The organism is Mesorhizobium silamurunense (assembly GCF_014843905.1).
GTDB classification, from domain to species: Bacteria; Pseudomonadota; Alphaproteobacteria; order Rhizobiales; family Rhizobiaceae; genus Mesorhizobium; species Mesorhizobium silamurunense.
The window spans coordinates 1-12,197 of the sequence record NZ_LPVS01000103.1 but is presented as its reverse complement, the minus strand read 5'-3'; the positions used below and the strand labels follow the sequence as shown (position 1 = coordinate 12,197).

Sequence of the window (12,197 nt, the reverse complement as noted above, 5' to 3'; positions counted from 1 at the left end):
CGGCGCAGGGCAGATCGTCATGGGACGGAGCCGGCCGTGATCGTCACCTCCGCTGGAGGTTGCGGAACGTGATAATACGTCGACAGAACCAGCAGGAGGATTGCGACACCTGCCATCAATCCCGCGATGATGTTGACGAAGAGCTGGCCGGCCCTTTCGGCAAGCCGCTGCCGCCAGCTCATCGCCGATGGGATCAAGCGCATTTTCCACCTGTCCTACAGGCACCGCTTCGGGCCCGCTTCAGCTTCGGTAAGGGACAGCTGCTAATAGCGCCAGCCTCTATGGAGGCCGCAGCTCCAGACTCTCTTCACGACCCAATGATGGTGGTGCCAGCGCTTGTGCACCCTGACCATACAGTCGCGATGGTGGCGATGGCTGCGCCAGTCGCGCATCTCGTATCGCCCGCCATAGCGCCAGCTGTCGTCACGCATATGATGGCGGCGCCAGTAGTAATCGTCATTGTATCGGCCCATCCCGTCATCGGTGGTGATGGTCAGGCTTGTCGCCTGCGTCGGAACCGTTGTCGGCGCCATAGCAGCCACGCCAAGCATCGCGGCTAGAATGAGATTCTTCATTGCTGCCTCCTTGCATTAGATTTTCCTAACGAAAACCTATTGTCGGGTGAAAAGTTCCGCGACAAAGCCACAAGCGGTCGCGCGTTGTCTTGGCGAGCGAATGCATGTCGCCCAAAAGTGCGCAGCGGTTTTGGGAGAACGACATGCATCTAACGAAGACTCAAAGCGCGTCGCCTGATTCTGCTTCGTCGCGACGCGCTTTGGTGCGGGCCGACGCCTATTTCCACATGCCGCGCATGCGCGCGCCGAGATCGACCTTGACGCCCGGCCTTTGGCGCGGGTCGTCCTTGATCGCCGCGCTTGCCCAGGATGACTGTTCGAAGGCCGAAAGCATCGAGGCCGGAATGAAGCGGGTGCGCGAGGCATAGACGTGGCGGTCGCCGCGCGCCGGCTGGTTGTGCGGATAAAAGCGCTGCGGCACCACCAGATGCAGGCCGTCCTTGGCCCGCGTCATCGCCACATAGAGCAGCCGGCGCTCCTCCTCTGTGTCTTCCTTGGTGCCGACGCCGAGATCGGCCGGGATGCAACCGTCGACGGTGTTGAGCACGAAGACGTTCTTCCACTCCTGGCCCTTGGCCGAGTGGATGGTCGACAGGATGAGGTAATCCTCGTCGCGATGCGGCGGGCCGGCCTGGTCGCTGGTGGCGTCGGGCGGATCGAGCGTCAGCTCGGTCAGGAAACGCTCGCGCGAGGGATAGCCTGACGCGATCTGCTCGAGCTGTAGGAGGTCCGCCCGGCGCGTGATCGCGTCTTCATGGATGCGTTCCATATGCGGCTCGTACCAGAGCCTGATCCGCTCGAGGTCGGCCGGCCATTTCGGGCCGGCGCGCAGCCCGCCGTAGATGTCGAGGAAGACCGGCCAATCCTGCGCTGCGCGCTGCGGTGGCCGGAAGCGGGCAAGGCCCAGCGTTTCGTCGAGCGACGTCGCCATCGCCTCGACGATCTGCGAGGCCGCGGAAGGACCGATGCCCGGCATCAATTGCAGCACGCGAAAACCGGCGACGCGGTCGCGCGGGTTCTCGGCGAAGCGCAGCATCGCCAGCATGTCCTTGACATGGGCGGCGTCGAGGAACTTCAGTCCGCCGAACTTCACGAAGGGGATGTTGCGGCGCGTGAGCTCCACCTCCAGCGGCCCGCTGTGATGCGAGGCGCGGAAGAGCACGGCTTGCGCCTTCAGCGCCGTGCCTGCCTCGCGCTCGGCAAGGATCGCCTGGCAGACATAATTGGCCTGCTCGGCCTCGTCGCGCACGCTCACCAGTTGCGGCTTGTAGAAGGATCTGCGCTCGGTCCACAGGTTCTTGGTGAAGCGTTCGGTGGCCTCGCCGATCACCTTGTTGGCGGCGGCCAGGATCGTCTCGGTCGAGCGGTAGTTGCGCTCCAGCATGACGATCTCGGCGCCTTGCGCGAACTGTTTTGGGAAATCGAGGATGTTGCGCACTTCCGCAGCGCGGAAGGAATAGATCGACTGCGCGTCGTCGCCCACCACGGTCAGCCCGGCGCCGTCGGGTTTCAATGCCAGCAGGATCGAGGCCTGCAGGCGGTTGGTGTCCTGGTATTCGTCGACCAGCACATGATCGAAGCGGGAGGAAAGATGCGCGGCGATCTCCGGCTCGGCCGCCATCTGCGCCCAGTAGAGCAGAAGATCGTCGTAATCGAGCACGTTCTGCTCCTGCTTGGCTTCGACATAGGCCGCGAACAGCTCCTTCAGCTGTTCCGCCCATGCCGCGCACCAGGGGAATGCCGCACCAAGCACCTCGCCGAGCGGCGCCTGCGCGTTGACGGCGCGGGAGTAGATCTGCAGGCAGGTGCTTTTTGTTGGAAAGCGGCTTTCGGTCTTGGAAAAACCGAGCTCGTGGCGGGCGAGGTTGATCAGATCGGCGGAATCCTCGCGGTCATGGATGGTGAAGGCAGGATCGAGGCCGATCTGCTCGGCATAGTCGCGCAAGAGCCTTGCGCCGATGCCGTGGAAGGTGCCGGCCCAGGAGAGCGCGTCGGCGATGATCGCGGCGTCGCGGCCCAGCACCTCGCCGGCGATGCGCTCGACACGCTTGGCCATTTCTGACGCCGCGCGGCGCGAAAAGGTCATCAACAAGATGCGGCGCGGATCGGCGCCCTTGACGATGAGGTGCGCCACGCGATGCGCCAGCGTGTTGGTCTTGCCGGAGCCGGCGCCGGCGATCACCAGCAGAGGTGCTGCCACCCTGCCGTCGCCATGCAGCACCGCCAGCCGCTGCTCGTCATTCAGCCGGGCGAGATAGGCGGGAGCTTCAAAGGACGAATCACGGGCGGCGATGTTCATCGCCCATCAAGCATCGTTTCCGCTTTGTTCGCAATAATTTCCTCGCCCCCGCGGGAGCGGGGGAGAGGTCGCCGCGCAGCGGCCGGAGAGGGGCTGCGCCAGCGTTCAAAATCGAGTTCCACTGAGATGAAGTTTCCGGGCGAAAGGCGCATTCCCGCTCGGTCTCGGGCTGCGCCGAGCCACCTCTGCCCCACTTTTATGGGGCGAGGAAGGGCGTCTACCTTTTCGGCTCCACACCCATCGCCGCGGACTGGCGCCGCAACGCGCGCCGTTCATCGCCGGGCATATCCAAGGGAGCAACGTCCCCGGGCACTTCCTCGATGATCCTCATCGTGACGCGATAGGCCGTGTAGGCGAACAGGCCGACAAGCAGCAGACGGATCATGACCATCTCCTCGCGAGTTACCGAAACTCAACCGGAGACAGGCCGGTTGGTTCCGCCGGCCCACGCAACCAAAACCGTCACCGCCTCGTTTGCCCTGGGATAGGGGCGAACGAGAGGAGGTCGTCATGAAGAAGCTTCCTGTGCTGCTGGCTCTCGCGGCAGGGCTCGCGCTCGCCGCCTGCGACAACAGCGTGCCGCCGACCAAGGCGCCCGCCGTCGACCAGAACCCGCAAATCGACAAGAACCCGGTGCCGAAATCGACCACCGGCGGCGACCAGCCGGCCACGCCGCCGAAGCAGTGATGGCGCTGAAGCGGGCAGGAATACTCGGCCGGAAACAGGCGGGCGATGATTGGGAAATGATGATGCCGCCACGGAAGAAGGCCGGCGCTGCTTGGGAGGAAGCTGGAAAGCGCCGGCCAAGCGGGAAATCAGGCCCGCCGCACGGATGAAGATAGCTGAGTCTCTGCGCCACGTCATGGTGCGATCGCGCTAAGCCGGCTACTGATGGCGGGACAAATCATTGCGCCATCATTCGAGGCGCCATCCTTCAAGGATGGAGAAATCTCTGAGAAGGGTCGCTTGTTCGGGAGGTTTGCCTCACGCCATCGCCGCGCGGGCCAGCGGCATGCCGGCGATCTCCAGATCCAGCTGGCGCTGCGTCAGCGCCGCCTCGGCCATGATCCACTGCTTGAACAGCTCCACCTTGCGGGCGCCGAGCGCCTTGATCGGGCTGACGAAGTACCAACCGGCGGTGTTGGGATGGTGCACCGCGAAGGGCGCCACCAGCCGCTCGGCGCGGATGTCGCTCGCCATATAGGCGCGGTTGGCGACGGCAAAGCCCATGCCGGCATTGGCCGCCTCGTAAGACATCATGCAGGAATCGAAATACATGCTCTTGGTTTCGCCGAGCACGAAGCTCGCGCCGGCAAAGCCCAGCCACGACTGCCAGTTCTGGGTGCAAGTATCGGAGTGGAGCAGGGTGAAATGCCTGAGGTCCTCGGGCGTCACCTTGGACAGCGGCTTGTCGCCCAGCACCTCACGGAACAGCTTGCGGCTGCACACCGGCGTCAGGTCCTCCTTGAACAGCAGCTCGGAATTGAGGCCGGGGAAGTCGCCATCGCCATAGCGGATCTCCAGATCGTATTCGGAGGCCGAGAATTCATGCGTGGCATAGGAAGTCGACACCCGCATCTCGATGTCCGGATACTGCCGCTGGAAAGTGGAGAGGCGCGGAAACAGCCAGCGCGCCGCGAAGGTCGGCAGCACGCAAATCTTCAGCACGTGCAACTGGGACTGGCCGGTTGCTTCCATGCTTGCCGCCACGATCCGCTCCAGCGCCTCGCGCACGCGCGCCACATAGGTCTCGCCTTCCGGCGTCAGCGACACCGCATTGCCGCCGCGCTGGAAGATCTTGAAGCGCAGCTGGTCTTCCAGGCTCTTCACCCGCTGGCTGACGGCGGAGGCGGTGATAAACTGCTCCTCGCCGGCGCGCGTGAAGTTCTTGTGCCTGGCGGCGCTCTCCACGATTTTCAGCGAGTTTAAGTTGACCTGACTGAGCAGACGCACGGGGTTCGACCTTTAGCTGGGCTTAAAGTAGCACCAGCATTCCTAAATTTACAGGGGCAGGCGGCTTAATCGACTGTTTACCAAGTGTTGCCCCAACCTTGGAGAAGTAGAATGAACGCCCATACGATCCCCGAACTGCGCTATGCGATGAGCCGTGAAGCCATCATCGGGCATGATACGGCGTGGAAAGTGTCGAGCTTCGGCGTCGCCCAGTATCTTCACGGCTACGACCCGCAACTGCTTGCCGCGATCGAGGAGGCCGCGCTGAAGCTCAAGGCCAGCCATGCGGTGCACAAGCATCTCGACCTCACCTTCATCACCGGCGCCGACCGCTACATTCCGCAGATCAAGGAGCTGCTCAACGACAAGCTGCGGCTGGAACGGCTGTCCGACATGATGGGCACCAAGCTCGAACCCTATCCGCTGTCGATCGTCGGCTCGACCGTCACCTTCATGAATCCAAAGGACGGCGCCGTCGAATGGCACTGCGATGGCGTTCCGGTGACGGAGCTCATTCCGCTCTCGATCAGCGACCCTCTGATCGGCGGCCATCTTGAAATCTATTGCGACGATTCCGAGACGGGCCGCGCCCTCCTCGAATCCGGCCGCGACCTGCCGCGCAACAAGGTCATGCGCATCGATCACAAGATGAACTACGCCACGCTCGGCCAGTTCCTCGGCGTGCTCCATCGCACCGCGCCCATCCAGCTCGGCTCGCGCGTCACCCTGGTGCTCAACCAGCGCTCGGTGATGAAGCCCTATGTCGACGACAACCGCATGTTCTACCTCGCCGCCGACAACGACCAGGACCGCGCCTGGGTGAACGAGCTGGCCGACGACGTCTGGACGAACCAGCTGCCGGCCTATCGCCGCCATGCCGAAGAACCTCCCGTGCCGAATCCGGCTGCCGATCCGGTCTCCGGCGGGGCAAGGGAATCGTGGTAGTGGCCAATGATCCAGCCGAGCGCCGGCCGCTTTCAGCGTCGGTGAGCCTCGGCCCGGTCGTCGCGGAAAGACAGCAACTCCGGTCCAACGCCGCCTCGACGGCGGCGCTGGCCTTCGCCTTCGGCGCCGTGGCGCTCTGGGCCACCAATGCCCTGGTCGGCAAGACGCTGCTTGCCAGTCATCCGGTGTCGCATGTGCAGTTTCTGCAGTTCTGCGGCGCCACGCTGGTCTTTGCGCTGATCAGGCTCTTCCCTTCCTCCCTTGCGGGGGAAAGTGGATCGGCGCGCAGCGCCGAGACGGACGAGAGGTGTTGGACGGAGCGCCGCCGGCGCCAAGCTGGAGAACACCTGATCCGTCGCCTTCGGCGACACCTTCTCCCACAAGGGGAGAAGGAAAGAGGCGTTTTAGCCGCCTACGCCGTCGGCGTCATCGGCCTCGTCGGCACCATGGTGCTGCAATACATCGCCTTCGCCTCGATGCCGGTCATCGAGGCCAATCTCGTCGCCTATGCCTGGCCGCTGATGGTGGCCGCCGCGATCATCGTCATCGGCAACCCGAAGCGCCCGCTGTTGCTTGGGCTCACCGCCGCGCTCGGCTTCGCCGGCGTGGCGCTGGTGATCTCCGGCGGACGCGCGCACGCCTGGTTCGAAGGCAGCCTCGTTGGTTATTGCGCCGCTTTCGGCTCGGCGCTTTGCATGGCTTTCTATTCAATCGCCGTCGGCCGTCTGGCCGTGCCGCCCGACCGCTTGCTTTTGCCCTCCGCGCTGATCGGCGTGGCGCTGACCTTCGTCTGGTGCCTGCACGGCGGCGTCGCCGGCCTGGGCGGCTTGGATTTGCTGCTCGGCCTCTATCTCGGAGCCGGGCCGATGGGGCTCGGCTACTATTTCTGGTCGCGCGCGCTGAAGCTCGACCAGGGCGGCAGGCTTGCGGTCGTCGCATATCTCACGCCGATCGCTTCCACGCTTTTGCTGTCGCTGTCGGGCGAAAGCCTGTCGATGACGGCCATTGCCGGCGCCGTCCTCGTCATCGGCAGCTGCATTGCGGTCGGCATCGAACGTTCGGAGATCTGAACAATGCTTGACGAGAACGAACGCCGCGCCAGACAGGAGGCGCATTGGCTGGTGAAGGAATTCGGTGCCGAGGCACCGCTCTATGCCGCCATGAAGGCCGAGAAGGCCATCGAGCAGAAGGATTTCGGCCGCTGCGCCCGCTGGAAACGCGTGCTTGAGATTCTGGCCGACAGCGGACCGGTGGACTTCCGGCGCGGCGCCGCCGCGAAATAAGCGACTCGCGTCATCGAATCGGGCATGATCAGTCACAATCGGTCATCCGGACGCGATTCTGTTCGCCAGCATCGGTATCCGGTCCTGAATTCGATTTTTGCAGGAATTATTCGCAAAAATCGAAGTGCTGCCGCGTCATTTGCGGTCTTGCGCCGGCTTTCAGCGCATAAAGTGTTTGTTATAGGTATTAGAATTCCTAACTTGCGCCGTCGCGACCCGCAGTGAAGATATACCTCCGGTATTGAGTCTCGTGCGTTTACTGACTCTGGACGGTCCGTTGGGGGACAGGTCCAATATGATACCTGGACCAAAGTCTTAAAAACAGCTGGTCACTTTGAGAACCAGCAAAGGGTGAAAAAATTGTCCAATATCGACGACAAGACTGCAATCGAGCTGACCGCCGACATTGTTTCGGCCTATGTAGGCAACAATCCGCTTCCGGCGTCCGGCCTGCCTGATCTGATCGCCAGCGTCAGCGCATCGGTGCGCAAGCTCGCCGGCGGCGCCGCCGTCAAGGAGAGCGTGCCGCAGACGCCGGCCGTCAATCCGAAGCGTTCGGTCTTTCCCGACCACATCGTCTGCCTCGAGGACGGGAAGAAGTTCAAGTCGCTGAAGCGGCACCTGTCGACCGACCATGGCCTGACGCCGGACGAATACCGCGCCAAATGGGGCCTGCCGGCAGACTATCCGATGGTGGCGCCCAGCTACTCGGCCACCCGCTCGGCGCTCGCCAAGTCTTCCGGCCTGGGCCGCAAGCCGGCCGCGGATTCCGGTAAGGGCAAGCGCAAAGCCAAGGCCTGAGGCCTGAGGCCATGCTACCCGCAACGGACGACGCCAAGCCGTCGGCCGACCGCTTGGCCGCGCTCGACGCATTGCGTCGCAGGGTGGCCATCCAGTCTTCCGCCGACGCCGGCGAAGGGGTCAAGGCGCGGCGCGTCCTGTTCTCATTGGACCTGCCGGCCGTCGATCTGCATGCCGCGCTCAACGCGCTCGACAATTTCGAGCGCGCCATCGTCGAGCATGACGATCGGCTGGTCGTTGAAGCGCGACGGCTGAGATGCCTTGGCGCTGTCGATCGCGTCGTCGCGCGCGTTCAATCGCGGGATTTTGAGGGGCTTGACGCCCCGACAGCCTTGGCTTCGGAATCCTGCGCCGCCGCAAGATTGTCGGCCTCGATCGCGGTCATCTCCAGAAAGTAGACAAGCATTTGGTAGCGCGTGCGCGAAAGCATCTTCGCCAGCTTTCGCGTGATCTCCGCGACATATCTCAGCATGCGCAGATCGTTGGCCGCCTCGCCCATCGTGAGCTCCTCACGCAATCAAGTTATTGTTTTACTGTTGTTTGTTGTTGGCGCCTACGCGCGACTCACGACGCACTAGCAATTTCGCAGGAGCACGGCAAAAACTGAAATCAATTTTCTCAAAGCATCCCAGCTGGATCAAAAGGTTTCGAGGCTTTTTCTGGTGCTATCGCCACCTGACCTGCCAATATTATCAAAAGCGGAACTTGCGGTTGTCTTGCTTCGCTGAGTCGATCTTGCCAAGGAAACGTCATTGCCGGCCGTGGCTGCAAGGCGGGCAAGGCGAACGAACCTGGCCCGCCGTGTCGCTCAGTCCTTGTAAGCGGAACAGAAGGCCGGCGGATTGTCGCTGCCGATCATGGCGCAGCCGCGCTTGATCTCGTCGATCATCATGCTGCACGCGTTCTGGCCGTTGCAGGGCGGATGTGTCGCCGGCGACACCTGAATGCATTGCGAGACATATTGGTCCGATTTCGCCTTGCCAGCGGATTGCACGCACGGCCTGGTGTCGTCCCGGCCTGCCTGGGCAGGTGCCGCCGGCGCGGCGCCAGACGCCACAGGCGCGGCCTTCGCAGGCGCGGCGCCGCCGGCGGTTTGCGGCACGCAGGAGAGGTCGCCTTCCGGGCATTGCAGCTGGTGCTGCAACTGTGTCAGCCGCGCCTTGGTCAATTCCGCCTTGCAGGTTTCGACCAGGCTCGAATAGACCGAGCCGTCGGCATAAGGCTGGGTGCGGAAGGCGCATTCCTTGTCGCGGAACGGAATCCAGGCGCGCTGCGCATCGCGAAGGCGCTGCTGGTCGGCGGGAGCGAGGCGTCCCGCCAACGCCTTGTAGACGGCGTTGAGCGCGGTATCGGCCGAGGCTGCGTTCTTGGCCGTGCAAGTGGCAAGGTCGGCCTGCGTCTTCGCCGCCGCGCAGTCTGCGGCCTGGGCAGGGGCCACCATCATGGCGGCAGCCGCAACTGCCAGCGCGGCCGAAAGAAGGATGGTCTTGCACGTCATCGGATCTGTCCTTTGCGTGGATAGGCCCCAGCCGCTCGCGCCAGCATAGGTTGAGACGATAGCAGCCATCAACGTCAAACCGGTGACGTGGCAACCAAAGTATGAGTGGTGGTGATTGGCGAAAGAGGAGCGCGCAATCTCCCCAAGTGGAGGAGAAGCCTGGTGCACCTCCGCAGCTGCTGGGGAGGACGGGCAGGCAGAGGGGGGACGCTGTCCGCCGGCCTCTCAGTCGTTCACAGGCGAAGCCTGAGACTGTTTTGCGGGATCAATTTGGATCAGCAGGTGCTCCATCTGGCGTCCCTCCGGTCTGCCGGCCGTCTCCCCCGCGAGCGGGGAGATTGGCGGTGCCAGCGCCGAGCTTACTGGTTCAGTCAAGGAGAGCGCTCCAGCGGTGTCGCCCGCGAACAAAACCACCTGCGTCGCCAGCGCGGCTGTTGTAGCGACCTGGAAAAAGATGAAAGCGAGCGCGAGATAGCGGATCACGGGCCTGCAAACGCTTCGGGCCGCAACTGGTTCCAGTCCCGGTGCGCTTTTTGTCGAATAATCCGAAGCCGCACGGCTGCGGATCGTCGGTGCCTGGCTCTTGCGAAGCGCCGACGTCCTGTGCAAAAGCGCGGCCCATGCTTATCATCAACGACCTCTCGCTGCGCATGGCGGGGCGCCTGCTTCTCGACCATGCCTCGCTGACCTTGCCGGCCGGCACCAAGGCCGGTCTCGTCGGCCGCAACGGCACCGGCAAGACGACGCTGTTCAAGGCGATCACCGGCGATTTCCCTTCCGAGACCGGCTCGATCAGCCTGCCGAAAAACACCCGCATCGGCCAGGTGGCGCAGGAAGCGCCCGGCACCGAGGAGCCGCTGATCGAGATCGTGCTGAAAGCCGATGTCGAACGTCAGGCGCTGCTCGAAGAGGAGAAGACTGCGAGCGATCCGCATCGCATCGCCGAGATCCACACGCGGCTCGTCGACATCGACGCGCATTCGGCCGAATCCCGCGCCGCCACTATCCTTGCCGGCCTTGGCTTCGACGACGCCGCGCAGAAGCGGCCCGCCTCGTCCTTTTCCGGCGGCTGGCGCATGCGTGTGGCGCTTGCGGCGGTGCTGTTTTCCGAGCCGGACCTTCTGCTGCTCGACGAGCCGACCAACTATCTCGACCTCGAAGGAACGCTGTGGCTGGAGAACTACGTTTCCAAATATCCGCACACCGTGCTCTTGATCTCGCACGACCGCGACCTGCTCAACCGCGCCGTCAATTCGATCGTCCATCTCGACCAGAAGAAGCTGATCTTCTGGCGCGGCGGCTACGACCAGTTCGAGCGGCAACTGACCGAGCAGCGCGAATTGCAGGAAAAGAGCCGCGCCAAGCAGGAGGCGGCGCGCAAGCATATGGAGTCCTTCGTCGAGCGTTTCCGCGCCAAGGCCTCCAAGGCGAGGCAGGCGCAATCCAGGCTGAAGGCGCTGGAGAAGATGAAGCCGATCGCAGCCATCATGAATGACACGGTGCGGCCGTTCTCCTTCCCCGAGCCGGTCAAGACGGTGGCCTCGCCGATCATTGCGCTCAATAGCGTCAATGTCGGGTACAGCGAGGGCAATCCGGTCCTGAAGAAGATGACGCTGCGCATCGATGCCGACGACCGCATCGCGCTGCTCGGCGCCAACGGCAACGGCAAGTCGACCTTCGCCAAGCTGCTCGCCGGCCGCCTCAAGGCCGAGACCGGCACCATGACCATTGCGCCGGGGCTGAAGGTGGCGATCTTCGCCCAGCACCAGCTCGACGACCTGCGCCACGAGGAAAGCGCCTATGAGCACGTGCGCCGGCTGATGCCGGAGGCGCCCGAAGCCAAGGTGCGCTCCCGCGTCGCCCAGTTCGGGCTCTCGACCGAGAAGATGAACACCGCCGCCAAGGACCTGTCGGGCGGCGAGAAGGCCCGGCTGCTGATGGGGCTCTCGGCCTTTGACGGACCAAACCTCTTCATCCTCGACGAGCCGACCAACCACCTCGACATCGACAGCCGTGAATCGCTGATCCATGCGCTCAACGATTTCCCCGGCGCCGTCATCCTGATCTCGCACGACCGGCATCTGCTCGAAGCGACGGCCGACCGGCTGTGGCTGGTCAAGGACGGCGCGGTCAATCCTTACGACGGCGACCTGGAGGACTATAAAACCCTGGTCACCGGCGTTTCCTCAAACCGCCGCGAGCAGAAGGAAGCGGACAAGGCGTCCAAGGCGGACCGCCGCCGCGAGGCGGCCGCCCGACGCTCAGCACTCGAACCGCTCGCCAAGGAAATCCGCGCCACCGAAGCGCTGATGGACCGTATCCGCAAGCGCATCGACCTGATCGAAGACGAACTCGCCAACCCGGTCGTCTACGAGAAGGACCCCTCGACCGCGACGCGCTTGGCCAAGGAGCGCTCGCAACTCGCCGCCACACTCGCCACCAACGAGGACAAATGGCTGACGATGTCGACGGAGTATGAGGAAGGCATCGCGGAGTAGGGCGAGAATAATCTCCCCCCTTGTGGGGGAGATGCCCAGGAGGGCAGAGGGGGGCGCTGTCCCGCCAGCCTATCAGCTATAGCGGCCACCGTTGGATGGTTTCAGATCAAGAGCCGATTACCAGAGGTGGCGTTCCTTCGCGCCCCCCCTCTGGCCTGCCGGCCATCTCCCCCACAGGGGGGAGATGGGCAGCTTCTACCCCGCCAGCCTCACCTCAACCGCTTGCGCCCGCGCCAGGCATCGCTCCTGGTCGCGCGGGCGGCCGAGTTCGGCGTAGCGGGCGGCCGCTTCGCGCAACAGCGCGGAGGCCTGGTCGCTTTCGCCCCGCGCCTGGCGGTGCACGCC

14 protein-coding genes are annotated in these 12,197 nt (G+C 63.8%); 7 read left to right on the top strand and 7 right to left on the bottom strand.

What is annotated here, in order from left to right; genetic code table 11:
* Positions 1-17 precede the first annotated feature (17 nt).
* The 4 genes from AU465_RS30585 to AU465_RS30570 all read right to left on the bottom strand — a co-directional run bounded on the left by AU465_RS30585 (position 18) and on the right by AU465_RS30570 (position 3,259).
* Positions 18-203: a hypothetical protein gene (locus tag AU465_RS30585; protein ID WP_192256329.1), complete on the bottom strand. Its 186-nt coding sequence runs from the start codon at positions 201-203 to the stop codon at positions 18-20.
* Positions 204-263: 60 nt separating this feature from the next.
* Positions 264-575, bottom strand: coding sequence for a hypothetical protein (locus AU465_RS30580; protein WP_192256327.1), 312 nt, complete (start codon positions 573-575; stop codon positions 264-266).
* Between the two features lie 217 nt (positions 576-792).
* On the bottom strand, positions 793-2,874 hold the full coding sequence (locus tag AU465_RS30575; RefSeq protein ID WP_192256325.1) for an ATP-dependent helicase: 2,082 nt from the start codon (positions 2,872-2,874) through the stop codon (positions 793-795).
* Positions 2,875-3,091: 217 nt separating this feature from the next.
* A complete protein-coding gene (locus tag AU465_RS30570) occupies positions 3,092-3,259 on the bottom strand; it encodes a hypothetical protein (RefSeq protein WP_192256322.1) in 168 nt (55 codons plus the stop codon).
* 125 nt (positions 3,260-3,384) lie between these two features.
* Here AU465_RS30570 and AU465_RS30565 point away from each other — a divergent pair, with 125 nt between their 5' ends.
* A complete protein-coding gene (locus AU465_RS30565; RefSeq protein ID WP_192256320.1) occupies positions 3,385-3,561 on the top strand; it encodes a hypothetical protein in 177 nt (58 codons plus the stop codon).
* 297 nt (positions 3,562-3,858) lie between these two features.
* Here AU465_RS30565 and AU465_RS30560 read toward each other — a convergent pair whose 3' ends face one another.
* On the bottom strand, positions 3,859-4,827 hold the full coding sequence (locus tag AU465_RS30560) for a LysR substrate-binding domain-containing protein (protein WP_192256318.1): 969 nt from the start codon (positions 4,825-4,827) through the stop codon (positions 3,859-3,861).
* A gap of 111 nt (positions 4,828-4,938) precedes the next feature.
* On the opposite strand from AU465_RS30560, the gene AU465_RS30555 reads away from it, so the two are divergent.
* From AU465_RS30555 to AU465_RS30535, 5 genes are all read left to right on the top strand, one after another.
* The gene (locus tag AU465_RS30555; protein ID WP_192256315.1) at positions 4,939-5,772 is read left to right on the top strand and encodes a hypothetical protein; all 834 of its coding nucleotides are present in this window, start codon (positions 4,939-4,941) and stop codon (positions 5,770-5,772) included.
* Between the two features lie 41 nt (positions 5,773-5,813).
* On the top strand, positions 5,814-6,842 hold the full coding sequence (locus AU465_RS30550) for a DMT family transporter (protein ID WP_192256532.1): 1,029 nt from the start codon (positions 5,814-5,816) through the stop codon (positions 6,840-6,842).
* 3 nt (positions 6,843-6,845) lie between these two features.
* Positions 6,846-7,055 (top strand): hypothetical protein, encoded by a 210-nt coding sequence (locus AU465_RS30545; RefSeq protein ID WP_192256313.1) that lies wholly within the window; start codon positions 6,846-6,848, stop codon positions 7,053-7,055.
* Between the two features lie 360 nt (positions 7,056-7,415).
* Positions 7,416-7,856 carry a Ros/MucR family transcriptional regulator gene (locus AU465_RS30540; protein WP_192256311.1) on the top strand — a complete coding sequence of 147 codons (441 nt, stop codon included), beginning with the start codon at positions 7,416-7,418 and terminating at the stop codon, positions 7,854-7,856.
* An 11-nt stretch (positions 7,857-7,867) separates the two neighbouring features.
* A complete protein-coding gene (locus AU465_RS30535; protein WP_192256309.1) occupies positions 7,868-8,254 on the top strand; it encodes a hypothetical protein in 387 nt (128 codons plus the stop codon).
* A 410-nt stretch (positions 8,255-8,664) separates the two neighbouring features.
* Here AU465_RS30535 and AU465_RS30530 read toward each other — a convergent pair whose 3' ends face one another.
* Both AU465_RS30530 and AU465_RS30525 read right to left on the bottom strand, forming a co-directional pair.
* A complete protein-coding gene (locus AU465_RS30530) occupies positions 8,665-9,354 on the bottom strand; it encodes a lysozyme inhibitor LprI family protein (RefSeq protein ID WP_192256307.1) in 690 nt (229 codons plus the stop codon).
* A gap of 225 nt (positions 9,355-9,579) precedes the next feature.
* Positions 9,580-9,837 carry a hypothetical protein gene (locus AU465_RS30525; protein ID WP_192256305.1) on the bottom strand — a complete coding sequence of 86 codons (258 nt, stop codon included), beginning with the start codon at positions 9,835-9,837 and terminating at the stop codon, positions 9,580-9,582.
* Positions 9,838-9,974: 137 nt separating this feature from the next.
* Here AU465_RS30525 and AU465_RS30520 point away from each other — a divergent pair, with 137 nt between their 5' ends.
* Complete coding sequence (locus AU465_RS30520; RefSeq protein ID WP_192256303.1) at positions 9,975-11,852, top strand: ABC-F family ATP-binding cassette domain-containing protein; 1,878 nt, start codon at positions 9,975-9,977, stop codon at positions 11,850-11,852.
* The last annotated feature ends 345 nt before the right edge of the window (positions 11,853-12,197 follow it).

What these genes read in the sequence shown, in the direction of transcription:
- AU465_RS30585 (WP_192256329.1), bottom strand. Translation starts at nt 203, where the DNA reads ATGCGCTTGATCCCATCGGCGATGAGCTGGCGGCAGCGGCTTGCCGAA.
- AU465_RS30580 (WP_192256327.1), bottom strand. Translation starts at nt 575, where the DNA reads ATGAAGAATCTCATTCTAGCCGCGATGCTTGGCGTGGCTGCTATGGCG.
- AU465_RS30575 (WP_192256325.1), bottom strand. Translation starts at nt 2,874, where the DNA reads ATGAACATCGCCGCCCGTGATTCGTCCTTTGAAGCTCCCGCCTATCTC.
- AU465_RS30570 (WP_192256322.1), bottom strand. Translation starts at nt 3,259, where the DNA reads ATGATCCGTCTGCTGCTTGTCGGCCTGTTCGCCTACACGGCCTATCGC.
- AU465_RS30565 (WP_192256320.1), top strand. Translation starts at nt 3,385, where the DNA reads ATGAAGAAGCTTCCTGTGCTGCTGGCTCTCGCGGCAGGGCTCGCGCTC.
- AU465_RS30555 (WP_192256315.1), top strand. Translation starts at nt 4,939, where the DNA reads ATGAACGCCCATACGATCCCCGAACTGCGCTATGCGATGAGCCGTGAA.
- AU465_RS30545 (WP_192256313.1), top strand. Translation starts at nt 6,846, where the DNA reads ATGCTTGACGAGAACGAACGCCGCGCCAGACAGGAGGCGCATTGGCTG.
- AU465_RS30535 (WP_192256309.1), top strand. Translation starts at nt 7,868, where the DNA reads ATGCTACCCGCAACGGACGACGCCAAGCCGTCGGCCGACCGCTTGGCC.
- AU465_RS30530 (WP_192256307.1), bottom strand. Translation starts at nt 9,354, where the DNA reads ATGACGTGCAAGACCATCCTTCTTTCGGCCGCGCTGGCAGTTGCGGCT.
- AU465_RS30520 (WP_192256303.1), top strand. Translation starts at nt 9,975, where the DNA reads ATGCTTATCATCAACGACCTCTCGCTGCGCATGGCGGGGCGCCTGCTT.